The sequence below is a fragment of the Aeromonas sp. QDB34 genome (genome assembly GCF_027705405.1).
In the GTDB taxonomy this organism is placed as follows: Bacteria; Pseudomonadota; Gammaproteobacteria; order Enterobacterales; family Aeromonadaceae; genus Aeromonas; species Aeromonas hydrophila.
This window is the reverse complement of sequence record NZ_JAPDBT010000011.1, coordinates 78,640-100,207: the sequence shown is the minus strand read 5'-3', so window position 1 is coordinate 100,207 and position 21,568 is coordinate 78,640. Positions and strand designations below refer to the sequence as shown.

General features: G+C 62.1%; 21 protein-coding genes and 1 other RNA gene. 18 read left to right on the top strand and 4 right to left on the bottom strand.

Features of this window, described 5'->3' with window-relative positions; genetic code table 11:
- The first annotated feature begins 186 nt into the window (after positions 1-186).
- The 5 genes from petA to OKC29_RS15470 all read left to right on the top strand — a co-directional run bounded on the left by petA (position 187) and on the right by OKC29_RS15470 (position 3,867).
- The gene (gene petA, locus OKC29_RS15490; RefSeq protein WP_011707597.1) at positions 187-777 is read left to right on the top strand and encodes a ubiquinol-cytochrome c reductase iron-sulfur subunit; all 591 of its coding nucleotides are present in this window, start codon (positions 187-189) and stop codon (positions 775-777) included.
- A 2-nt stretch (positions 778-779) separates the two neighbouring features.
- On the top strand, positions 780-1,997 hold the full coding sequence (locus OKC29_RS15485; protein ID WP_011707596.1) for a cytochrome b: 1,218 nt from the start codon (positions 780-782) through the stop codon (positions 1,995-1,997).
- The gene (locus OKC29_RS15480) at positions 1,994-2,728 is read left to right on the top strand and encodes a cytochrome c1 (RefSeq protein WP_011707595.1); all 735 of its coding nucleotides are present in this window, start codon (positions 1,994-1,996) and stop codon (positions 2,726-2,728) included. Before OKC29_RS15485 ends, OKC29_RS15480 begins: the two co-directional genes overlap by 4 nt.
- Positions 2,729-2,815: 87 nt before the next feature.
- Positions 2,816-3,445, top strand: a complete 630-nt coding sequence (gene sspA / locus OKC29_RS15475) for a stringent starvation protein SspA (RefSeq protein ID WP_011707594.1) — start codon at positions 2,816-2,818, stop codon at positions 3,443-3,445.
- Positions 3,442-3,867: a ClpXP protease specificity-enhancing factor gene (locus OKC29_RS15470; RefSeq protein ID WP_017409380.1), complete on the top strand. Its 426-nt coding sequence runs from the start codon at positions 3,442-3,444 to the stop codon at positions 3,865-3,867. Before sspA ends, OKC29_RS15470 begins: the two co-directional genes overlap by 4 nt.
- Positions 3,868-3,919: 52 nt before the next feature.
- Here OKC29_RS15470 and dolP read toward each other — a convergent pair whose 3' ends face one another.
- The 4 genes from dolP to OKC29_RS15450 are packed head-to-tail and all read right to left on the bottom strand — an operon-like array spanning position 3,920 to position 7,203.
- On the bottom strand, positions 3,920-4,498 hold the full coding sequence (gene dolP / locus OKC29_RS15465) for a division/outer membrane stress-associated lipid-binding lipoprotein (RefSeq protein WP_024945441.1): 579 nt from the start codon (positions 4,496-4,498) through the stop codon (positions 3,920-3,922).
- Between the two features lie 4 nt (positions 4,499-4,502).
- Positions 4,503-5,093 (bottom strand): D-sedoheptulose-7-phosphate isomerase, encoded by a 591-nt coding sequence (locus tag OKC29_RS15460; RefSeq protein ID WP_005305871.1) that lies wholly within the window; start codon positions 5,091-5,093, stop codon positions 4,503-4,505.
- A 9-nt stretch (positions 5,094-5,102) separates the two neighbouring features.
- Positions 5,103-5,495, bottom strand: a complete 393-nt coding sequence (locus tag OKC29_RS15455; protein WP_073351968.1) for a YraN family protein — start codon at positions 5,493-5,495, stop codon at positions 5,103-5,105.
- Positions 5,416-7,203 carry a penicillin-binding protein activator gene (locus tag OKC29_RS15450; RefSeq protein ID WP_224481189.1) on the bottom strand — a complete coding sequence of 596 codons (1,788 nt, stop codon included), beginning with the start codon at positions 7,201-7,203 and terminating at the stop codon, positions 5,416-5,418. The genes OKC29_RS15455 and OKC29_RS15450 overlap by 80 nt, the downstream gene beginning before the upstream one ends.
- Positions 7,204-7,402: 199 nt before the next feature.
- On the opposite strand from OKC29_RS15450, the gene rsmI reads away from it, so the two are divergent.
- The 13 genes from rsmI (at position 7,403) to murC (ending at position 21,550) form a co-directional block, all read left to right on the top strand.
- On the top strand, positions 7,403-8,236 hold the full coding sequence (gene rsmI / locus OKC29_RS15445; protein WP_016352184.1) for a 16S rRNA (cytidine(1402)-2'-O)-methyltransferase: 834 nt from the start codon (positions 7,403-7,405) through the stop codon (positions 8,234-8,236).
- A 115-nt stretch (positions 8,237-8,351) separates the two neighbouring features.
- An RNA gene (rnpB, locus tag OKC29_RS15440) (RNase P RNA component class A) lies at positions 8,352-8,738 on the top strand.
- Between the two features lie 451 nt (positions 8,739-9,189).
- A complete protein-coding gene (gene mraZ / locus OKC29_RS15435) occupies positions 9,190-9,648 on the top strand; it encodes a division/cell wall cluster transcriptional repressor MraZ (protein WP_005305730.1) in 459 nt (152 codons plus the stop codon).
- Positions 9,649-10,587, top strand: coding sequence for a 16S rRNA (cytosine(1402)-N(4))-methyltransferase RsmH (rsmH, locus tag OKC29_RS15430; protein WP_073351964.1), 939 nt, complete (start codon positions 9,649-9,651; stop codon positions 10,585-10,587).
- 3 nt (positions 10,588-10,590) lie between these two features.
- The gene (gene ftsL / locus OKC29_RS15425; protein ID WP_005305726.1) at positions 10,591-10,905 is read left to right on the top strand and encodes a cell division protein FtsL; all 315 of its coding nucleotides are present in this window, start codon (positions 10,591-10,593) and stop codon (positions 10,903-10,905) included.
- On the top strand, positions 10,902-12,656 hold the full coding sequence (locus tag OKC29_RS15420) for a penicillin-binding transpeptidase domain-containing protein (protein WP_270669351.1): 1,755 nt from the start codon (positions 10,902-10,904) through the stop codon (positions 12,654-12,656). Before ftsL ends, OKC29_RS15420 begins: the two co-directional genes overlap by 4 nt.
- Entirely contained in the window at positions 12,637-14,121 is a 1,485-nt protein-coding gene (gene murE, locus OKC29_RS15415) for a UDP-N-acetylmuramoyl-L-alanyl-D-glutamate--2,6-diaminopimelate ligase (protein WP_073351963.1), read from the top strand. The genes OKC29_RS15420 and murE overlap by 20 nt, the downstream gene beginning before the upstream one ends.
- Entirely contained in the window at positions 14,118-15,473 is a 1,356-nt protein-coding gene (gene murF, locus OKC29_RS15410; protein ID WP_073351961.1) for a UDP-N-acetylmuramoyl-tripeptide--D-alanyl-D-alanine ligase, read from the top strand. Before murE ends, murF begins: the two co-directional genes overlap by 4 nt.
- Complete coding sequence (gene mraY, locus OKC29_RS15405; protein WP_011707583.1) at positions 15,467-16,549, top strand: phospho-N-acetylmuramoyl-pentapeptide-transferase; 1,083 nt, start codon at positions 15,467-15,469, stop codon at positions 16,547-16,549. Before murF ends, mraY begins: the two co-directional genes overlap by 7 nt.
- 3 nt (positions 16,550-16,552) lie before the next feature.
- Positions 16,553-17,836 (top strand): UDP-N-acetylmuramoyl-L-alanine--D-glutamate ligase, encoded by a 1,284-nt coding sequence (gene murD, locus OKC29_RS15400; RefSeq protein WP_017409430.1) that lies wholly within the window; start codon positions 16,553-16,555, stop codon positions 17,834-17,836.
- Entirely contained in the window at positions 17,833-19,014 is a 1,182-nt protein-coding gene (ftsW, locus tag OKC29_RS15395; RefSeq protein WP_016352178.1) for a cell division protein FtsW, read from the top strand. The genes murD and ftsW overlap by 4 nt, the downstream gene beginning before the upstream one ends.
- Positions 19,014-20,099, top strand: a complete 1,086-nt coding sequence (murG, locus tag OKC29_RS15390; protein WP_073351959.1) for an undecaprenyldiphospho-muramoylpentapeptide beta-N-acetylglucosaminyltransferase — start codon at positions 19,014-19,016, stop codon at positions 20,097-20,099. Before ftsW ends, murG begins: the two co-directional genes overlap by 1 nt.
- Positions 20,096-21,550, top strand: a complete 1,455-nt coding sequence (murC, locus tag OKC29_RS15385) for a UDP-N-acetylmuramate--L-alanine ligase (protein ID WP_016352177.1) — start codon at positions 20,096-20,098, stop codon at positions 21,548-21,550. Before murG ends, murC begins: the two co-directional genes overlap by 4 nt.
- The last annotated feature ends 18 nt before the right edge of the window (positions 21,551-21,568 follow it).

The following is a 21,568-nucleotide window of genomic DNA, read 5'->3' as shown; positions in this document are numbered from 1 at the left end:
CAAAAAATTGTGTATTTATTGTTTTTGACCTTCGCTTCTCTTTCTTGTCAAGTTGTTATCTTTTCTTTAAAATTCCCTCGGTTTTTCTGTGACAATTGTAACTCCGCTTCCGCCGCTGTTGTCACGGAAGAAAGGGGAACAGGGACACAATAAGAATGTGCGGAGTCCACATGGGAGAGTTTTTGGATGAGCAATGCGCCAGTTGATACCGGTCGCCGCAGATTTCTTACCTGGTCAACGGTCGCCGTTGGTGGGGTAGGAGCTGCTTTTACCGCAGTGCCGTTTATTAAGTCATGGAACCCGAGTGCCAAAGCCAAAGCGGCGGGTGCTCCGGTCGAAGTGGATATCAGTAAGTTGGAACCAGGCCAGCTCATCCGTGTTGAGTGGCGAGGCAAGCCGGTCTGGGTGGTGAAACGCACCAAGCAGACGCTGGATGCCCTGGCCGCGCACGACGACAAGTTGCGCGATCCGGCTTCCGACGAGCCCCAGCAACCCGACTATGCCCACAACGGTTACAGATCCATCAAGCCGGAGATCTTCGTGGCCGTCGGTATCTGCACTCATCTGGGCTGCTCCCCCTCCTATCTGCCGGACAGCTTTGGCGAGCAGGTGCAGGGTGTGACCTCAGGCTTCTTCTGCCCCTGTCATGGCTCCAAGTTCGACATGGCTGGTCGAGTGTTCCAGGGGGTGCCAGCACCCTTGAACCTGGTCATTCCGCCGTACAAATATCTTAGCGACACCACCATCCTGGTCGGTGCCGATGGCAAGGAGGCCTGACCATGTTTGCCAAACTGATGGGCTGGATTGACTACCGCTTTCCGCTCACTGCCATGTACAACGATCACATGGCCAAGTACCCGGCGCCCAAGAACCTGAACTTCTGGTACTTCTTTGGCTCGCTCGCCATGCTGGTGCTGGTCAACCAGATCATCACGGGTATCTGGCTGACCATGAACTACAACCCCTCCGCCGAAGGTGCCTTCGCCTCCGTCGAGTACATCATGCGGGATGTGGACTACGGCTGGTTGCTGCGCTACATGCACTCCACCGGCGCGTCTGCGTTCTTCATCGTGGTCTATCTGCACATGTTCCGCGGCATGATCTACGGCTCCTACCAGAAGCCGCGCGAGCTGCTGTGGATCTTCGGCATGTTGATCTTCCTCTGCCTGATGGCGGAAGCCTTCATGGGCTATCTGCTGCCGTGGGGCCAGATGTCATTCTGGGGGGCCCAGGTCATCATCTCGCTGTTTGGTGCCATTCCGGTCATCGGTGACGATCTGACCCTGTGGATCCGCGGTGACTACGTCATCTCCGGCGCTACCCTGAACCGCTTCTTCGCACTGCACGTCATCGCCCTGCCGCTGGTACTGGTGATGCTGGTTGCCATGCACATCCTGGCGCTGCACGAAGTGGGTTCCAACAACCCGGACGGCATCGACATCAAGAAGCACAAGGACGAGAACGGCTGGCCGCTGGATGCGGTGGCATTCCACCCCTACTTCACCGTCAAGGACATGATCGGGGTCGCAGGCTTCCTGTTCCTGTTCTGCGCCATCATCTTCTTCAAGCCGGACATGTGGGGTTATTTCCTCGAGAAGCCGAACTTTGAAGTGGCCAATGGTCTGAAGACCCCGGCACACATTGCCCCAGTCTGGTATTTCACCCCCTTCTACGCCATCTTGCGGGCGGTGCCTGACAAGCTGCTGGGCGTCATCATGATGGGGCTCTCCATCGTGGTGCTCTTCCTGCTGCCCTGGCTGGATCGCTGCAAGGTACGTTCGGTGCGTTATCGCAGTACCCTGCACAAACTGAACATCGCCCAGTTCGTGGTCTGCTTCATCATTCTCGGGGTGCTCGGCGTCTTGCCATCGACTCCGACCCTGACGCTGATCGCCCAGATCTGTACCCTGGGTTATTTCGGGTTCTTCGTCCTGTTGTTCTTCTACAGCAAGAATGAAAGCACCAAGCCGCTGCCGGAGAGGGTGACATTTAAATGAAAAGAATAATTTTTGCAGTGCTGACCCTGCTGCCGTCGCTGGTGTTTGCCAACACCGGGGCTGTGCACCTGGACAAGGCGAACTACGACCTGAACGACAAGGCGTCGTTGCAGCGTGGTGCGGCCACCTTCATGAACTACTGCTTTGGCTGTCACAGCACCCAGTACCAGCGTTACAACCGGGTGGCGGCAGACATCGGTATTCCGGAAGATCTGATGGCGGCCAACCTGATCGTCAATGGTGCCAAGATCGGCGATCTGATGGAAAACTCGGTGCCGGACAAGGATGCGGCCAAATGGTTTGGCGCCCCGCCCCCCGACCTGACGCTGGTTGCCCGGGTGCGTGGTGCCGACTGGATTTACACCTACCTGCGCTCCTTCTACGTGGATGAGACCCGTCCGTTTGGCGTGAACAACGTGGTATTCCCGTCCGTGGGCATGCCCCATGTACTAGAGCCGCTGCAAGGCACGCCCCGCGCCGAGTTCGCGACCCACACCGTCGACGGAGTGGAAGTTCAGCAGGTTGTCAGTGTCAAATCTGACGGCAACGGTGAAATGAATAACGAAGAGTATGATCAGACGGTACTGGATCTGGTAAACTTCTTGGTCTACTCGGCTGAACCGGTACAACAGGAGCGCGAACGCATGGGCTTCTGGGTACTTGGCTTCATCGTGATCTTCTTCATCTTCACTGTGCTGTTGAAGAAGGAATTCTGGCGCGACGTTCACTAAGCGACCAGATCCGGGTAATATAATGCACGGCAATGAAGACCAAGAGGCTTCATTGCCGTTTCTGCTTTTTAATGACGGGAGGGTTCAATGGCTGTAGCTGCCAATAAGCGTTCGGTAATGACGCTGTTTTCCGGTGCCAACGATATGTTCAGCCATCAGGTGCGCATTGTCCTGGCGGAGAAGGGTGTTAGCGTAGATATCTGCCAGGTTGACCCAAGCAACCTGCCGGATGAGCTGGCCGAGCTGAACCCCTACAACACCGTACCGACTCTGGTCGATCGCGAGCTGGCGTTGTACACCTCACGCATCATCATGGAATATCTGGACGAGCGCTTCCCGCACCCGCCCCTGATGCCGGTCTACCCTGTGGCCCGCGGCAACAGCCGTCTGATGATGCATCGTATCGAGCTGGACTGGTATTCTCTGGCCGACAAGATCATGGCGGGTACCGACGTGGATGCGGCACGTGCCGAACTGCGGGACAACCTGCTGGCCATCGCGCCGATCTTCGGTGAAATGCCCTATTTCATGAGCGAAGAGTTTGGCCTGGTCGACTGCTACATGGCCCCGCTGCTGTGGCGTCTGCCGAGCCTCGGCATCGACTTCACCGGTCGTGGCGCCAAAGAGCTGAAGGCCTACATGGTTCGTCTGTTCGAGCGCGAGTCTTTCCAGGCTTCCCTGACTGAAGCCGAGCGCGAGATCCGTGCCGGCGTATGAGCATGGAACCGACAATGACACCCAGTCGCCCGTACCTGCTGCGGGCGTTCTTCGACTGGTTGCTGGACAATGACCTGACCCCGCATCTGGTGGTCAACGTCAACATCCCTCATGTGATGGTGCCGATGCAGTTTGTCCAGGATGGACAGATAGTGCTGAACATCGCCCCCCGTGCGGTAGGGCAGTTCCACATGGACAATGAGGCCATCAGCTTCAGCGCCCGTTTTGGTGGGGTCTCCCAGCAGGTTTACATCCCGATGGCGGCCGTATTGGCCATCCATGCCCGGGAAAACGGCGTGGGTACCCTGTTCCCGCCCGAGCCGGGTTATGATCTTTGGCTGGAGCAAGCCGAGGCGCCGGTGGAACCTGAGCCGGAACCGCCGCGTCCGAGCGGTCGTCCGACCCTGAAGGTCATCAAATAAAAAACGCAGCCAGTTGGCTGCGTTTTTTTATGCCGAGAGTCGGTGGTCAGTGCTAGTTCTGGGCGAACTCGAAGGCCTTGATCACGCGCTTCACGCCGCTGACGTGGCGGGCGATCTCGACGGCGTGATCCCCTTCCTGGCGGGTCACCAGGCCAATCAGGAATACCTCGCCATTCTCGGTGACCACCTTGACCTTGGCACTGTCAAAATTCTTGGCGCCCAGCATGTCTGCCCGTACCTTGGAGGTGATCCAGGAGTCATTGCTGCGAACCCCTATGCTGACCGGCTGGCCGAGGCGCAATTCATTGTAGACATGGCGCACCCCCTCGATGCGGGCCACTATCTTGCCAGCTTCGAGCTTGTAAGCGTCAGAAGGTGTCTGGCCGACCAGCAGCACGCGGCCGTTATTGCTGTAGACGCTGATCTTGCTGGCCGCGCTCAGCGGCTTGTTGTCAGCCAGCAGGTTGGCCGCTTTCAGCTCGATGGCCTGATCGTCCCACTGGGCGCCCAGGGTGCGACGATCGCCGGAGGCTTTGGCGGTGCCGGCGGCACCGCCTACCACTACGGCCGCGCAACCTTGCAGCAGCAGGGTGCCGGCCAGCAGGCCGAGCAGGAGCATTTGCTTGTTCATGGTTTCAATCTTCCTGTTGCGGGAAAAGAGTCTGGTCGATGAGATCACACAGGCAGTGCAGGGTCAACAGGTTCACTTCCAGAATGCGGGGTCGACGAGCCGACGGCACCCGGATCTCCACGTCGTTGGGACCGAGCAGGCCGGCGATCTCGCCACCGTCACCACCACCCAGCACCACTATGGTCATGTCGCGGGAGAGGGCGGCCTCGGCAGCCTTGATCAGGCTGCGGCTGTTGCCGGTGGTGGTGATGACCACCAAGATGTCGCCGGGCTGACCGAGCGCCCGGATCTGCTTGGCATACACCTCTTCAAAACCGTGATCGGTGGCGATGGCGCTGATGGTGGCCATGTCAGGGGTCAGCGCCATGCCGGGCAGGGAAGGGCGCTCGGTTTCGTAGCAGTTGACCAATTCCGAGATGAACAGCTGGGCCAGCGCTGCGGAAGGACCGTTGCCGCATGCCATCACCTTGTGGCCATTGAGCAGGCAGATGGTCAGCATCTGGGCTGCGGTATGGATGGCATCCGGCAGCGCCTCGGCGGCGGCTATCTTGGTCTGGATGCTCTCGGTGTAGTTCTCTTTGATGCGGTCAGTCATGGGGTCCTCTTAAAATGCGTTCTGGATCCAGTCTGGCTGGTCGCCCTCGAACGCGATCACATCGAATCGGCAGGCCTGGCTGGCCTCGTTGATGGCATGTTGCTTGAAATAGTGGCGCGCTGCCAGCACGATCTTGTGCTGCTTGCGCCGGGTGACCGAGGCGGCGGCGCCGCCATGGCTGGTCTGGGCGCGGTAGCGGACCTCAACAAACACCAGGGTCTCCCCCTGGCGCATGATGAGATCGATCTCGCCGCCCCGGCAGCGGTAGTTGCGGGTCACGGGTTGCAGGCCGCGGGCCTGCAACCAGCGTTCCGCTAGCTGCTCAAAGTGCTGTCCCTTGCTCGGTGCTGACGGGAACAGGTTCTGCCACTGCTGGTGCATCCGTGCCAATAGACCCTTCATGGGGGGCTCCCTCGAGCTGAGGCATGGCACTGTCGCTGACCAGCTTGCCGTTCTGGTAGGTGGCCCAGTCCAGTACCCGCACTATGTTGCCGCTGGCATCCACGCTCAGCTGGCCGCTCATGCCCGGCTGCTGCATGGCATTGACCTTGCGCATCTGCTGCAGGTTTTCCGCCAGTGCCACGGCATCGTAGCCCAGCGCGAACAGTCGCAGCAGGTCACCCTGAGTTTGCGGCCAGAGCAGGGCAATCTGTTCGCGCTGCTTCTCGTAACCGCCCAGCAGCAGCGGCATATCGGAGATATGCATGCCGTTGAGCTCGGAAGCCACTTCGGTGGTGGCGCTGTCATAGCTGCGCGAGCTGCTGTAGATCGGCAGGCTGCCCATCGGATTGACCGAGATGTCCACATACGGCTTGATCATCCGGGTCTCCAGGCTGTTGGCGACCACATAGACCACGTCGATGCTGCGCGGCGCCGTGTCAGCAAGCTGCACCACTTCGCCGGCCCGGGCGGTGGAGCGACCGCTCAGAGCGTTTTTGACCATGCCCTGCACTTCGTTGCGAGCGCCGAAGGTGGCGACGACCGGCTTGTCCTGGCTCACGGTGGCCCAGGCCTGTTCGAACGCCTTGATGCTGCCATAGCCGATCCGGCCCTGGGCGGCGATCAGCAGTGGCTTGCGATAGCCCTGACCGTAGAGGTACTGGGCGGCCTGTGCTGCATCGGCGGCGGCGGAAAGGGAGAAGTAGAAGGTATTGTCATTGACGATCGGCTTGTCCAGCTCGTTGAGTGCCAGCACCGGCACGGTCGGATTGGACTTGAGCAGCTCCTCGACCCGGTCTTTGAGCAGCGGGCCGATGATCATGTTGGCACCTTCCTGAATCGCCTGCTTGTAGAGCTCGCCCATCGCCTTGGTCTGGGTGTCGTAGAAGTTCAGGGTGAACTGACCCTGACTCTCCTTATAAGACATCAGCATGCCGTTGCGGATGGCGGCGCCCTGCGGCTCCAGATTGCCGGAGAGCGGCAGGAACACGGCGATCTGCTGCAGGGTATTGATGTTGCTGGTCGCCAGATCACCCAGACCCGCCGGCATGTCTTTCTGGGCCGGGTGGTTCGGGAAGGCCTGCTTCCAGCCAGCGAGCTGGCGTGCCAGCTGATTGGGCTGGGCGCCGAACTCGTTCACCAGCGCCGCCAGTCGCAGCCAGCCGGTAGTCACGTCGGGAGCCGGCGCCTCTTCCAGTGCCTGCAGGGTGGAGGGGGTCATGCTTTTGAGCAGTGACCAGATTTGCTGGTGATTGGTCGCCAGCTCATTCTGTGCCAGGTAGGGCTCCAGCAGGATCAGCGACTTGGCGGCACCGAACTTGTTGTTGATGTCCAGTTGCAGCACCACCCGCTGGCGATACCAGTCCTTCTGGGTATCGGCATCCAGTGCCACCTCGGGCTTGCCCTCCAGCAGGATCAGCGCCTGGTTGGCGTTGCCCTGGGCGAGCAGCAGGTGAGCCTGCAACAGTTGCAGCTGGGCCTTTTGCTCGGCGCTCTGGCCCTGCTTCTGCAGTTGCTGGAACAGGGCCGCGGCCGGTTTGGCCTGGCCGAGCGCCAGATAGCTGCGCGCCGCCATCACCTGCCAGGTGAAGGCTTCGGCCGGTTTGGCCGGGTCCACCTGCGCCAGATACCACTGGGCATTCTTGGTCAGATCCGAGAAGGCCGACGGCATGCCGGATTGTCCGGTTGATTGATTGGGCTCCGACGCACAGGCGGCAAGCAGTACTGCCGCGAGTAGGATGCCGAAGAGTCGTGATACACTTAGCTGCTTTGTAACCCGGTTCAAGTTCATTCCCCGACCAGTGTTGAAATTCTCCATAGTGTAAACGGGCCAATATGGCGACACAATTGTCGGGACACTCGGAGCTCCCATGAGTGACATCCCAACCCTGTACATAGTCCCCACTCCGATCGGCAATCTGGCTGACATTACCCAGCGTGCATTGGACATTTTACGCAGTGTCGATCTGGTGGCTGCCGAGGATACCCGTCATACCGGCATCCTGCTCAGCCACTATCAAATCTCGGTGCCCACCTTCGCGCTGCACGATCACAACGAACAGCAGAAGGCTGATGTGTTGATCGGCCGGATAAAAGAGGGCAAGAGCGTGGCCCTGGTCTCCGATGCCGGTACGCCACTCATCAGCGACCCTGGTTATCACCTGGTCACCCGTTGTCGCGAAGCCGGGGTCAAGGTAGTGCCGCTGCCCGGCCCTTGTGCCGCGATCACGGCGCTGTCCGCGGCCGGGTTGCCCACCGACCGGTTTGCCTTCGAAGGCTTTTTGCCGGCAAAAGCCAAGGGCCGTGACGACCGTTTGCAGGCGGTGATCGAAGACACCCGCTCACTGGTGTTCTACGAATCCCCGCGTCGGGTGCAGGACACGGTGGAAGCGATCGCCCGCATTCTCGGCGAACGCCAAGTCGTGGTGTGCCGCGAGCTGACCAAGACCTTCGAGTCGATCCACGGTCTGCCTGCCTCCGAGATGCTGGTCTGGCTGGGCGAGGACGAAAATCGTTGCCGCGGCGAGATCGTGCTGGTGGTCGCGGGCGCCAATAAAACGGAAGAGGAACTGCCGGCCGAGGCGATCCGTACCCTGGGGCTGCTGGTGGCCGAACTGCCGCTCAAGAAAGCAGCGGCGCTCACCGCCGAGATCCACGGGGTGAAGAAGAACGCGCTCTACAAGTACGGCCTCGAACATTACTGAGGCGGGCAGATACAGGCCGGAGGCCAGCCTTGGCGTTCTCTCGAGTGCGATTAACTCGGTCAAAACTCAATTGCAGGTTTACCCGAGGTGCCGGACAAGGCTATAATCCGCGCCCGGAGTTGGCTGGGCAATCGCTGCTTCGTCGTTGTGTCCCTCGGGACAGACGGGCGGAGGGGAGGAAAGTCCGGGCTTCATAGGGCAGGGTGCCAGGTAACGCCTGGGGGGCGTGAGCCTACGACCAGTGCAACAGAGAGCAAACCGCCGATGGCCCGCAAGGGATCAGGTAAGGGTGAAAGGGTGCGGTAAGAGCGCACCGCGCGACTGGCAACAGTTCGTGGCACGGTAAACTCCACCCGAAGCAAGACCAAATAGGCCCCTATTGGCGCGGCCCGCGTTGGGGGCGGGTAGGTTGCTTGAGCCAGCGAGCGATTGCTGGCCTAGAGGAATGATTGCTACCCGGGGCAACCCGGTACAGAACCCGGCTTACAGGCCGACTCCGACCTATTCCTGAAGAGCCTTGCGATTTATCGCGAGGCTCTTTTTTATTGGCAAGAAAAATAGCAGCTTGTACCGAGAGATATATGTGTTGGCGGATCGTGAGATAGTCGACTCTATGCATATAGATCAGTAGGTTATGGATTTTTTATACACAATGCCTGAGTTATGTGGGTGCCTGTGAAATCTGAGAGGGTCATACCGCTGCTTATTGGTTCACCCTGCTGAGCTTTTAATTCTTCGCAATTAATCGGATTGCCGTTAACACAAATAACTTGTGGAAAATCAACTCATTTAATCCTCGCTGCTGAAACGCTGCGTCAATATGTTCCCCATGCCCGAGATCCTCGCTTGAAAAGCCCTCAGCACGTCCTTAAACTTCAAGGTGGGGAAAAGTGGATCAAAGTGGTTTTTATCGGGCGGTTTGCCCCCTTTATCTCATTTTCAGGGACTGCAATTTGTTGCGTGGTGCGCATGCCATCAGCCTCGACAGCAAGGGGCGATTGGCGATTCCGACCAAGTACCGTGATTGGCTGCGCGACGAAAGCGAGGGCCAGCTGGTCTGCACCATCGATATTGCCCATCCCTGCCTGCTGCTTTACCCCCTGAACGAATGGGAAGAGATCGAGCGCAAGCTCAAGACGCTCTCCAGCATGAATCCCCTTGAGCGCCGCCTGCAGCGGCTGTTGCTCGGGCATGCGACCGAATGCGAGCTGGACGGCAATGGCCGTCTGCTGCTCAGCCAGCCACTGCGCAGCCATGCAGGGCTGGACAAGAAGATCATGCTGGTGGGCCAGCTCAACAAGTTTGAGCTGTGGGATGAAGCCCGCTGGCAACAACAGGTCAATGACGACATTCAGGGCCTGCCCGAAGACGACTGGGCAAGTTCGCCACGACTACAGGATTTCTCTTTATAAATGACCGAAGCCGCTGAACACATCACAGTGCTGCTGCACGAAGCCGTTGAAGGGCTGGCCATCAAGCCGGACGGCATCTACGTCGACGGTACGTTTGGCCGGGGTGGTCACTCTCGTCTCATTCTCCAGCAGCTTGGCCCTCATGGCCGGCTGATCGCCATCGATCGGGATCCCCAGGCCATTGCCGAAGCGGCCAAGATCCAGGATCCCCGTTTCGAAATCGTGCACGGCCCCTTCTCCGGCATTGCCTCCTATCTGGATGAACGCGGCCTGCTGGGCAAGGTAGACGGTTTCCTGCTGGATCTGGGGGTCTCTTCTCCCCAGCTGGACGATGCCGAGCGCGGTTTCAGCTTCATGAAGGACGGTCCGCTCGACATGCGGATGGACCCCACCTCCGGTCAGAGCGCCGCCGAATGGCTGGCTCGCGCCGACGTGGACGACATCGCCTGGGTGCTGAAGACCTTTGGCGAGGAGCGTTTCGCCAAGAAGATCGCCCGTGCCATCGTGCACGATCGGGTGACCGAGCCCTATGTCCGCACTCGTCAACTGGCGGAGATGATTGCCCGCGTCAATCCGAGCAAGGAGAAGGGCAAGCACGCCGCCACCCGCAGCTTCCAGGCCATCCGCATCTACATCAACAGCGAGCTGGACGAGATCGAGACCGCACTCAACGGCGCCCTGCAGGTGCTGGCACCGGAAGGTCGTCTCTCCGTCATCAGCTTCCACTCGCTGGAAGATCGGCTGGTGAAGCATTTCATTCGCAAGCATGAGAAAGGCCCGGAAGTGCCGCACGGCATTCCGTTGACCGAGGCCCAGCTGGCCGGCGGTCGCAAATTGAAGTCGGTCGGCAAGGCGCTCAAGCCTTCCGAGCACGAGGTCAATGAAAACAGCCGATCCCGCAGCTCGGTGCTGCGGGTCGCCCAGCGGTTGGCGGAGTAAGCCATGAGCGAGGTGCGCGTTCATCTGGCCAGGGAGATCCTCGGTGATCTCTGGCGGCACAAGCTGCAGGTGGTGCTGGCCATCGCCGTGCTGATCACCGCCTTTGCGGTGATCCTGGTGACCAACATGACCCGCGGTCTGACGGCCAAGCAGAACGACCTGATGGCGGAGGAGGATCGGCTCAACATCGAATGGCGGCACCTGTTGCTGGAGCAGGGCACGCTGGCCGAGCACTCCCGGGTGGCGAGTCTGGCCATGGACAAGTTGCAGATGGCTCGCCCGCTGGTGACCACCGAGAAGGTAATTACACAACCATGAAACGCAAGGCTTCCGCCAAGGCCCAACCCAAGGTCAAAGCTCCGTCACTCTATCCGTGGCGCTTTCGCACGCTGGTGTTCTTCATCGGCATTGCGTTTGCCGGCTTGATCCTGCGACTGGCTTGGATCCAGGTGATCGACCCGGATCGGCTGCGCCAGGAAGGGGACATGCGTTCGCTGCGTACCACTTCCACTCAGGCGGTGCGCGGCATGATCACCGATCGCAACGGCGAACAGCTGGCGGTTTCGGTGCCTGTTGAGGCTGTCTGGGCCGATCCCAAGACGGTGCATGAATCCGGCGCCATCCATAACGAGCGGGCCTGGCTGGCCTTGTCCGCCGTGCTCAAGCTCGACATCAACACTCTCAAGCACCGTATCTCCAACCCGAGCAAGCGCTTCGTCTACCTGCAGCGCCAGGTGACGCCGGCGGTGGCGGAATACATCAAGGGCCTCAAGCTGGGTGGCATCTATCTGCGCCCCGAAGCGCGCCGTTTCTACCCGACCGGCGAGATCAGCGCCCACCTGGTGGGGGTAACCAATATCGACGGCAGCGGCATCGAGGGGATCGAGCGCAGCTACAACGAGTGGCTGACAGCGACTCCCGGCGAGATGCGGGTGCGCAAGGACAGACAGGGCCGGGTCATCGAGCGGCTTGGTCTGGTGAAAGAGGGCAAGAACGCCAACGATCTGCAGCTGAGCATCGATCAACGGGTGCAGGCGCTGGCCTACCGGGCGCTCAAGCGCGCCACCGACGAGAACAAGGCGACCTCCGGCTCCATGGTGATGCTGGACGTCAAGACCGGCGAAGTGCTCGCCATGGTCAACACCCCCTCCTACAACCCCAACAACCGCGGCCAGTACCAGAGTTTCCGGGTGCGTAACCGGGTGGTGACCGATACCTATGAACCGGGCTCCACCGTCAAGCCGCTGATCCTGCTCAGCGCCCTGCAGGCCGGCGTCACCAGCTGGAAGGACACCATTCCGGGTGGCCCGCTGTTTATCGGGGCCAAGCAGATCCGCGACGTGAGTATCCACAAGGCGACCAACCTGTACGATATCCTGCGCTACTCCTCCAACATCGGCATGTCGCGCATCGCGCTGCGGATGCCGGCGCAGGAGATGATCAACACCCTCAGCATGGTGGGCTTCGAGATGGACACCGGCAGCGGCCTGATGGGTGAGAGCAGCGGCATGCTGCCCCAGCGCCGGCGCTGGTCCGATATCGAACGGGCCACCCTGTCGTTCGGCTATGGCCTGCGGGTCACCCCGCTGCAGCTGGCCTCCGCCTATGCCACCTTGGCCAACAAGGGCAAGCGGGTGCCGCTCTCCATCGTCAAGGTGACCGAGCCTCCCAAGGGGGAACAGGTCATCGATCACAACAACGCCACCGCCATGCTGCAGGCGCTGGAATATGTGGTCAGCAATGCCATTCCCAAAGCACAGATCCCCGGTTACCGCGTCGGCGGCAAGAGTGGTACCGCCAAGGTCGCGGTCGCGGGTGGCTACGGCAAGGATTACATGGCCTGGTTCGCCGGCTTCGCCCCGGCCAGCAATCCCCGTTTCGTCATGGTAGTGGTGATCAACGAGCCCAAGGGCGACGCCTACTATGGTGGCGCCGTGGCGACGCCGCCGTTTGCCGAGGCCATGGGCGGGGTGCTGCAGCTCTTCAATATTCGTCCTGACGCGGTGCCGCCTGCGGTGCCTACCAAACTTGCCCGTACGGAGGCTTCCAATGTTGTCCCGCGCACTTGATCAACTGATGCGCCCCTTTGGCATTACTGCCCCGGCGCTCGCGCTTACCGACATCCAGCTGGACAGTCGGCGGGTCGGGCCCGGTTGTCTCTTCGTGGCGATTCGCGGGCATCAGGTGGATGGCAGACGGTTTATCGAACAGGCGGTGGCTCAGGGAGCGACCGCCGTACTGTTTGAAGAGGACGGTGAATTCGTGGCACCGGCGCTGAGCGTGCCTTGTCTCGGGATCCCGGATCTGCCAGCCAGGCTCTCCGAGCTGGCTGGCTATTGCTACGACCAGCCGGCCAGCAAGCTGGATCTGGTGGGCATCACCGGCACCAACGGCAAGAGTACCACGGCGCTGCTGGTGGCCAACTGGCGCACCCTGCTGGGGGGCAAGGCCGGGGTGATGGGCACCATCGGCAACGGTCTGTTCGGCGATCTGGTGGAAGCGGAAAACACCACCGGCAGCGCGGTGCAGGTGCAGGCCAATCTGGCCGCTCTGCAAGCGCAGGGGGCGGATCTGGTGGCGATGGAGGTGTCCAGCCACGGCCTGGTACAGCATCGCGTCGCGGCCCTGCCGTTTGCCGCCGCCGTATTCACCAACCTGAGCCGGGATCATCTGGACTATCACGGCACCATGGAGGCCTACGGCGCCGCCAAGGAAGAGCTGCTGAAACTGGTGGACGAACCCTGCGCCGTGCTCAATGCCGACGACCAGTTGGGCCGCCAATGGCTGGCTGCCTATCCGGCTGCCGTGGCGTTCAGCGTGCACGGCCCGGTGGCCGGTCACCCGGGGCGACAGCTGACGGCGCAGGATCCCCATTTCCACCAGCAAGGTTTTCGCACGCAGATTAACTCCAGCTGGGGGAATGGTGTATTATCCGCCCCCTTGCTCGGGCGCTTCAACGTCAGCAACGTGCTGGCCGCGATGGGCGCCATGCTGGTGCTCGGTTATGACTTCGACGAGTTGCTGGCCAGCGCGCCGCAACTGCAGCCGGTAACCGGCCGCATGGAGTGCTTCGGTGGCGGCAAGGCACCGCTCGCCGTGGTCGATTATGCCCACACGCCGGATGCGCTGGAGAAGGCCTTGCAGGCCTTGCGGGTGCACTGTGAAGGGCGGCTCTGGTGCTTGGTGGGTTGTGGTGGCGACAGGGATCGCGGCAAGCGTCCCATGATGGCCGCCATGGCCGAGCTGCATGCGGATCGCGTGATCCTGACCGATGACAATCCCCGTACCGAGGAGCCGGCCCGGATCATGGCCGACATGGTGGCGGGTCTTCGCGATCCCGGCGCCGTGCAGATCGAGCACGATAGGACCAAGGCAATCCAGCTGGCACTGAGCCAGGCGAGCAAACAGGACATCATCCTGGTGGCCGGTAAGGGTCACGAGGATTATCAGATCATTGGAACCGACAAGCGGCACTATAGCGACCGGGAAACCGTCGCAGTCGCCTTGCATACATTATTGGAGTCATTCGCATGATGACCCTCAGGCTTGCCGAGCTGGCGCAGGTACTCGATGCCCGTCTGATTGGTGAAGACGGAGCGATCACGACTGTCAGCACCGACACCCGTACCCTGGGCGCAGGCGCGCTGTTTGTTGCGCTGCGCGGCGAGCGTTTCGATGCCCACGATTTCTGCGAGCAGGCCGTGGCCGCCGGGGCATCGGCCCTGCTGGTCGAGCGTGAACTGCCGTTGGCGGTCCCCCAGCTGGTGGTAACCGACAGTCTCAAGGGACTGGGTCGCCTCGGCCGGCTGGTGCGCGAGCGGATCAGCCCGAAAGTGCTGGCCATCACCGGCAGCTGCGGCAAGACCACGGTGAAGGAGATGGCGACCGCCATCCTGCGTCAGGAAGGGGACGTGCTGGCCACCGCCGGCAACTTCAACAACGAAGTAGGGGTGCCGCTGACCCTGCTGCGCCTGGAGCCGCAACACCGGTTTGCGGTGATGGAGCTGGGGGCCAACCACCCGGGCGAGATCGCCTGGACGACCTCGCTGGCCAAACCCGATGCCGCCATCATCAACAACGTGGCGGCCGCCCACCTGGAGGGCTTCGGCTCGCTGGAAGGGGTGTTTCACGCCAAGAGCGAAATCTTCGAGGGGCTGGGTGAAGGTGGCTGTGCCATCGTCAACGCCGACAACGAATTCTGGCCAAAGTGGCAGGCCCGCGGGATCCACTGCGCCTTCTCCATCGAGGATCAGCGTCAGCCGTTCCACGCCAGAAACGTGGTGATCAACCAGCAGGGCTGTGCCGAGTTTGTCATGGTGACCCCGCAGGGTGAAATAAGCCTGACCCTGGCCATTCCGGGCCGCCATAACGTGGCGAACGCCCTGGCCGCCGCCGCCGGCACGCTGGCGCTCGGCGCCTCGCTCGCCTCGGTCAAGGCCGGGCTCGAGCAGATGGCACCGGTCAAGGGCCGTTTCTGCGTCCAGCGCTGGGGTGGTCTCACTCTGGTGGACGACACCTACAACGCCAGCGTGGAATCCGTGCTGGCGGGCATCGATGCCCTGACCGCCATGAGCGGCTACAAGGTGCTGGTGTTCGGTGACATGAAGGAGTTGGGTGAGGAGTCCGCCGAGCAGCACGCCCGGGTCGGACGCCACGCCAGCGAGCGCGGCCTCGATGCCGTGCTGACCGTAGGGGAACAGAGTCGCCACACCGCAGATGCCGCGGCTGGCCGACATTTCGATAACAAGGCGTCGTTGTTTGAAGTGCTTGCGCAAATGATAAATACACATCAAGAAATCGCCATCCTGGTCAAGGGTGCCCGCGGCTCCCGCATGGAAGATATCGTCGAGATGGTCAAAGACCGTCAGGAGTCAGCCACATGCTAGTCTGGCTGGCGGAACTGCTCACCCCGCACTTCACCTTCTTCAACGTCTTCTCCTACCTGACGTTTCGCGCCATCCTGTCGATCATCACCGGCCTGGTGGTGGCGCTCTGGATGGGTCCGCGCCTCATCCGCCGCCTGCAGATCCTCAAATTCGGCCAGGTGATCCGCAATGACGGTCCGGAGTCGCACCTGAGCAAGAAAGGCACCCCGACCATGGGCGGCCTGATGATCATCGCCGCCATCTTCATCTCGGTGCTGCTCTGGTGTCGCCTCGACAACCCTTATGTCTGGCTGGTGCTGTTTGTGCTGGGTGCCTATGGCGCCATCGGCTTCGCCGATGACTACCTCAAGGTGGTGCGCAAGAACACCGACGGCCTGATCGCCCGCTGGAAGTACTTCTGGCAATCCGCCGTTGCGCTGGGGGTGGCCGTGTTCCTTTATGCCACCGCCACTCACGACGGTCAGACCCAGCTGGTGGTACCCTTCCTCAAGGACGTGATGCCGCAACTCGGTCTGATGTTCATCGTACTGACCTACTTCGTCATCGTCGGCACCTCCAACGCGGTCAATCTCACGGATGGCCTGGATGGTCTAGCCATCATGCCGACCGTGATGGTGGCGGGGGGCTTCGCCTTCATCGCCTGGGCCACCGGCAACGTCAATTTCGCCAACTACCTGCATATTCCCTATGTGCCCTATACCTCCGAGCTGGTGATCGTCTGTACCGCCATCGTCGGGGCGGGTCTGGGTTTCCTCTGGTTCAACACCTATCCGGCCCAGGTGTTCATGGGGGACGTGGGCTCCCTGGCGCTGGGCGGCGCACTCGGCACCATCGCCGTGCTGGTGCGTCAGGAGTTTCTGCTGGTGATCATGGGCGGTGTCTTTGTGATGGAGACCGTCTCGGTGATCCTGCAGGTGGGGTCCTACAAGCTGCGCGGCGTGCGCATCTTCCGCATGGCACCGATCCATCACCACTATGAGAAGAAGGGCTGGCCGGAACCGCGCGTCATCGTGCGCTTCTGGATCATCACGCTCATGCTGGTGCTGCTCGGCCTCGCCACCCTGAAGGTGAGGTAAGCCATGGTCATCATCATCGGACTCGGCAAAACCGGACTCTCCTGCGTCGACTATTTCCTCGGCCGTGGCGTGACGCCGCTGGTGATGGACACCCGCGCCAACCCGCCCGGCAGGGATCAACTGCCTGCCGAGGTGGAACTCATCCACGGGCTGGATGGCGAGCTGCTCAAGCAGGCGCACATGATAGTGGCGAGCCCGGGCATTGCCTTGGCAACGCCCGAACTGCAAGCGGCTGCCGAGTTCGGGGTGCGCATCGTCGGCGACATCGAGCTGTTCGTGCGCGAGACCCAGGTACCGGTGATTGCCATCACCGGCTCCAACGGCAAGAGCACTGTCACCACCCTGGTGGGTGAGATGATCGCCGAAGCCGGCCTCAAGGTCGGGGTGGGTGGCAACATCGGCACGCCGGCGCTGGAGCTGCTCAAGCAGCCGATGGATCTGTGCGTGCTGGAGCTCTCCAGCTTCCAGCTGGAGACCACCCACAGCCTGCGCGCCGCCGCCTCCGTGGTACTGAACCTCTCCGAAGATCATATGGATCGCTATCAGGGCATGGCCGACTACCGCGCCGCCAAGATGGAGATCCATCAGCACTCCCAGCACATCCTGATCAATCGCGACGATGCTCAGACCCTGCCCGACGTGGGCCAGGTGTGGCAGAGCTTTGGCCTCGACTGCAACGGCTATGGCCGCTGCGAGCTGGATGGCCGTCACTGGCTGACCCTGCACGGCGAGCCGTTGCTGGCGGTGGACGAGATGAAGATCGTCGGCGCCCACAACCAGGCCAACGCGCTGGCCGCCATGGCCCTGTGCGATGCGGTCGGTATCCCGCGCGAGCCGCAGTTGCGAGTACTGCGCCGTTTCGAGGGGCTGCCTCACCGTGCCCGCTTCGTGCGAGAGGTGAACGGGGTGCGCTGGATCAACGACTCCAAGGCCACCAACGTGGGGGCGACCCTGGCTGCCGTGGCCGGGGTGCGCGAGTCGGTGAAGGGCCGTCTGCTGTTGCTGGCCGGTGGCCAGGGCAAGGGCCAGGATTTCGGCCCGGTGCAGGCGCTGCTCGGCAGCCAGATCGATCACATGTACTGTTTCGGCCAGGATGCCGAGGTGCTGCTGGCGCTGGGTGAGCAGACCGAACGGGTCGCGGATCTGGATGCCGCGGTCGCCAAGGCGGCTGCCGATGCCAGACCCGGCGACTGGGTGTTGCTGGCGCCGGCCTGCGCCAGCCTGGACCAGTTCAAGTCCTTTGAAGCGCGCGGTGATCGTTTCACCGAGCTGGTACAGAAGTTATGAACGCCCTTCGCGCAGTCGCAGGCTTCTTGCAGCGCTGGCTGTTGCCGGCGCGCCCTGCCGGTCTTTATGACCGGCAGCTGGTCGTGCTGGCGCTGGCGCTGATGGCGGTGGGTCTGGTGATCGTGGCCTCCGCCTCGATCCCGGAGGGGATCGCCATCAACAACGATCCCTTCATGTTCGTGAAGCGTCACGGCCTGTTTCTGCTGATGGCGCTCGGCATCTCCTGGTTCGTGCTGCAGGTGCCGATGGCGCGCTGGCAGCACTACAACGGCCCCATGCTGCTGCTGGCCATCGTCATGCTGGTGCTGGTGTTGCTGGTGGGCCGCAGCGTCAACGGCTCGGTTCGCTGGTTGCCGCTTGGCCCCTTCAACCTGCAGCCGGCCGAGTTCGGCAAGCTGGCGCTGTTCGTCTATCTGGCGGGCTATCTGGTGCGCCGTCAGAGCGAGGTACGCGAGCGTTTCATCGGTTTCATGAAGCCGATGGCGGTGCTGTTCGTGGTGGCCATCCTGCTGCTGGCCCAGCCCGATCTGGGCTCGGTGGTGGTGATGTTCGTCACCTCGCTCGGCATGCTGTTCCTGGCCGGAGCCCGGCTGGTGCAGTTCATCGGTCTCATCCTGGTGGGGGTGAGCGCGGTGGTGACCCTGATCATTGCCGAGCCGTACCGGATGCGGCGGGTGACCTCCTTCCTCGATCCCTGGGCCGATCCGTTCGGCAGCGGCTACCAGCTGACCCAGTCGCTGATGGCCTTCGGCCGCGGCAGCTGGTTTGGCGAGGGGCTTGGCAACTCCATCCAGAAGATGGAGTACCTGCCGGAGGCACACACCGACTTCGTGTTTGCCATCCTGGGTGAAGAGCTGGGCTATGTGGGCGTGCTGGGGGCGCTGTTTCTCATCTTTGCGCTGGCAATCAAGGCGCTCAAGCTGGGGCACCAAGCGCTGGTGGCCGAGCGACTGTATGAAGGCTATCTGGCCATCGGCATCGGCATCTGGTTCAGCTTCCAGACCTTCGTCAACGTGGGGGCAGCCAGCGGTATGATGCCGACCAAGGGGCTGACCCTGCCGCTGGTCAGTTATGGTGGTTCGAGCCTCATCATCATGATGGTGGCGGTGAGCATGTTGATTCGTATCGATTTCGAGTTGCGCCAGGCCAGTGCCCAGGCGCGCGTGCGGGAGGTTTAGTGAGCAAGACGCTGTTGGTGATGGCAGGCGGTACCGGGGGCCATGTGTTCCCCGGCTTGGCCGTGGCTGATCGCCTCAAGGCCCAGGGCTGGACCATTCACTGGCTCGGTACCGCCGACCGGATGGAGGCCGAGCTGGTGCCCGCCCATGGTTACCCCATCTCCTTCATCGATATCCAGGGGGTGCGTGGCAACGGCATCAAGCGTCTGCTGGTGGCGCCCTATCGCATCGTCAAATCCGTGCTGCAGGCGCGCCGGGTGCTCAAGACCATTCGTCCCGACGTGGTGCTCGGCATGGGCGGCTTTGCCTCCGGCCCGGGTGGCGTGGCGGCCTGGCTGTCCGGCATCCCGCTGTTGCTGCACGAGCAGAATGCTGCTGCAGGCCTGACCAACAAGTTGCTGGCTCGCCTCGCCAAGCGGGTGCTGATGGCATTTCCGGGCGCCTTCGCGCCGAGCCGTCGTACCGCCGTGGTGGGCAACCCGGTACGCCCCGAAGTGGTGGCGCTGCCGGATCCTCAGCTGCGCAGCGGCGCCGAGCCACTGCGGCTGCTGATCGTCGGTGGCAGCCTGGGGGCCCGGGTGCTCAACGAGCAGGTGCCGCCAGCGGTGGCGGCGGCCGGCGTGCCCATCGAGGTGCGTCACCAGTGCGGCAAGGGCAATCGGGATGCCGTGGCCGAAGCCTACGCCAAAGAGGGCGTTGCGGCCGAAGTGAGTGAATTTATCAAGGACATGGCCGATGCCTACGCCTGGGCCGATCTGGTGGTGTGCCGGGCGGGGGCGCTGACCGTCTCCGAAGTGGCTGCCGCCGGGGTCGCCGCCATTTTTGTACCGCTGCCCCACGCGGTGGATGATCACCAGACCCGCAACGCCCTGACCCTGGTCGACGGCGGTGCGGCTGAATTCCTGCCCCAATCCGAGCTGACGACGGCCTCCTTGGCAGCCCGTCTCTCCTGGCTTGCCGGGCGCAGGGAAACCCTATTGAACATGGCCCAGGCCGCCCGTCGCGTCGCCATTACCGATGCCGCCGAGCGGGTTGCCGACGAGTGCAAACGCCTGGCGTCCGGGCAGATTGAGAGAGAACTATGACCAAGGTTGAACTGGCAAAACTGCGTACCGTTATCCCTGAAATGCGCCGCGTGCGTCGCATCCACTTCATCGGCATCGGTGGTGCCGGGATGGGCGGTATCGCCGAAGTGCTTGCCAACGAAGGGTATCAGGTAACCGGCTCGGATCTGGCCCGCAATGCGGTGACCGAGCGACTCGAGTCCCTTGGCGCCCACATCTTCGTCGGCCACAGTGCCGAGCACGTGAACGAGGCGAGCGTGGTGGTGGTTTCCACCGCCATCAAGCAGGACAACCCCGAGCTGCTGGCCGCCCGCGAGCTGCGCATCCCCGTGGTGCGCCGCGCCGAGATGCTGGCCGAGCTGATGCGCTTCCGTCACGGCATCGCCATCGCCGGTACTCACGGCAAGACCACCACTACCAGCCTGGTGGCGAGCATCTATGCCGAAGCGGACCGGGATCCGACCTTCGTCATCGGCGGCCTGCTCAACAGCGCCGGCACCAATGCCCGCCTGGGCAGCAGCCGCTATCTGATTGCCGAGGCGGACGAGAGCGACGCCTCCTTCCTGCATCTGCAGCCGATGGTCTCCATCGTGACCAACATCGAAGCGGATCACATGGACACCTATGGTGGCGACTTCTCCAGGCTGAAGGCCACCTTCATCGATTTCCTGCACAACCTGCCGTTCTACGGGCTGGCCGTGGTGTGCGTGGATGATCCGGTGATCCGCGGCATGCTGCCGGAGATCGCCCGTCCCACCATCACCTACGGCCTGAGTGATGATGCCGACGTGCAGGTGCTGGACTTCGTGCAGACCAGCAACCGCAGTCGCTTCCGGGTGCGCCGCAAAGATGCCGGCGAGCTGGAGGTGACCCTCAACCTGCCCGGCATCCACAACGCGCTCAATGCCGCCGCGGCGATTGCGGTCGCCACCGAGGACGGGATCGGCGATGATGCCATCATCCGGGCGCTGGCCAAGTTTGAAGGGGTGGGTCGCCGCTTCCAGCAATATGGCGAGTTCGAGACCGGTCGCGGCAAGGCCATGCTGGTGGACGACTACGGTCACCACCCGAGCGAGGTCAAGGTCACCATCAACGCCGCTCGCGCCGGCTGGCCCGAGAAGCGGTTGGTGATGGTGTTCCAGCCGCACCGCTACACCCGTACCCGCGATCTCTACGAAGACTTCGCGGACGTGCTCTCGAAGGTGGACGTGCTGGTGATGCTGGAGGTTTATGCCGCCGGTGAAGAGCCGATTCCGGGCGCCGATGGCCGTGCCCTGTGCCGCTCCATCCGCTCCCGCGGCAGCTTGGAGCCCATCTTTGTCGCGACGCCGGACGATGTGCCGGCGGTGCTGGCCGGGCTGGTCGGCGAAGGCGATCTGGTGCTGACCCAGGGGGCAGGGAACGTCGGCGCACTGGCTCGCCGTCTCGGCGAGATGAAATTGAGCATCGAGAGCATGAAATCCGGCGCCTGAGGGCCCAATGAGTATTTT